Below are 845 nucleotides of genomic sequence, written 5' to 3' on the forward strand. Positions count from 1 at the left end.
ACATCAATTAAATGTTTGATCGAATTTCTAGAAATATTTAACATTGGATTAACGTTTATTCTGGTTTCTGTAGCGTTCGTAGTTTGAAAAATCCCCCTCAAAAGCAACCTCTCCTGACCTCATCACCACAATTTTTTCTGCTCTTTTTAAAATAGAATCCTGTGTTGATACCATTACCATTGTCCATGGACCTGAAAAAATAAAATCAAATACTCTATCAGATTCTTCCTGGCTTAGGTAATTAAGTTCTTCTTCAAGCAAAAGTAATTTGGAAGAGAAACAAAGGCTTCTTGCCAAAATGATTTTACTTATGTAGGAATTATTAAGGCCTTTTCCTTCTGGCAAAAGAGTTGTTTCAAGATCATCTTTAAGTCTATAAACATAATCGTTCAACCCAACAACCTCCAAAACTTTTCTCAACATGGTTTCGGAAACTTCTTCATTCCCTACAGTAATATTCTCCCTGATGGTTCCATGAAAAATAGATTGTCTAGACAAACTATCCCCTATTAATGACCTTAATTTCTCCAGAGACAAAGTACCCATAGGCAATTTATTTACAATTACCTTTCCCTGATAATCCTCTTTCAATCCTGCCATTAATTGTAACAATGTGCTTTTACCAGCCCCACTCTCACCAGTGACGATGACTTTCTCACCTTCCTTTATTTCAAGGTTAAAATTGTTGAGAATAGATTTATCTTTGTCTTCAGAGAAGATGGAAACATTTTTTAAAGGCATAAGACAATCCCGAATTCTCTTCATTTAAAGCATTCACCTTTCCCGTTGACCTCTCCAGATCCATATCCATTATAAGCCCCTAATTTTTTCAGTGGCAGTTAGGG

At 35.1% G+C, this 845-nt stretch carries 1 protein-coding gene; it reads right to left on the minus strand.

Going from position 1 to position 845, the window contains the following annotated elements; translation table 11 throughout:
* Window positions 1–48: 48 nt before the first annotated feature.
* Window positions 49–765 carry an ATP-binding cassette domain-containing protein gene (locus ADIWIN_RS04940; RefSeq protein ID WP_020894634.1) on the minus strand — a complete coding sequence of 239 codons (717 nt, stop codon included), beginning with the start codon at window positions 763–765 and terminating at the stop codon, window positions 49–51.
* Window positions 766–845: the final 80 nt, after the last annotated feature.

Origin of the sequence: Winogradskyella psychrotolerans RS-3, assembly GCF_000427335.1 — a bacterium.
GTDB classification, from domain to species: domain Bacteria; phylum Bacteroidota; class Bacteroidia; order Flavobacteriales; family Flavobacteriaceae; genus Winogradskyella; species Winogradskyella psychrotolerans.

Excerpts from the sequence above, each read along its gene's own strand:
- ADIWIN_RS04940 (WP_020894634.1), bottom strand. The coding sequence starts at position 765 with ATGAAGAGAATTCGGGATTGTCTTATGCCTTTAAAAAATGTTTCCATC.